General features: G+C 41.7%; 1 pseudogene. It reads right to left on the bottom strand.

The annotated features are described in order from the left end of the window. Positions 1-369, bottom strand: a pseudogene (locus HUS61_RS22070) (UDP-forming cellulose synthase catalytic subunit); the annotation flags it as partial. Positions 370-386: the final 17 nt, after the last annotated feature.

Here is a 386-nt window from a genome sequence, read left to right as displayed (position 1 = left end):
TGGTTTACGGTTTAATGGATTAATGGTTTGGAAAAAGCCTAATATTAGTACTAACCAAGCGTAACTTTCAGCAAGCAATAAACCAATCCCGAGTGCTAGGGCTAACGGGTCACCCCAGTTCAGGGTATCTGTGTAGCGCCACCATAGATAACGTGTAGAGGTTGTAACAGAAAGGGTGATCATCACAATAGTGGCCATTTTCCCTTCAACCCGCCTTAGAGAATAAGCAACCACCAAAATTAAACTAATGAACACTGCTTGCGCTTCAATACTAAATGGCACGGTTACAAATATAGCCACCGCAAAAATAATGAGAGTGAAAAAAGCGACCTTTAAGGTGCTGTTTCTCCAAAGTGGAGAGCGACTCACTGCTTTATATGATTTAG

The sequence above is a fragment of the Pseudoalteromonas sp. 0802 genome, from assembly GCF_013350085.1.
Classification (GTDB): domain Bacteria; phylum Pseudomonadota; class Gammaproteobacteria; order Enterobacterales; family Alteromonadaceae; genus Pseudoalteromonas.
The sequence above is the reverse complement of the archived record's forward strand: the minus strand, read 5'-3'. Positions and strand labels throughout refer to the sequence as shown.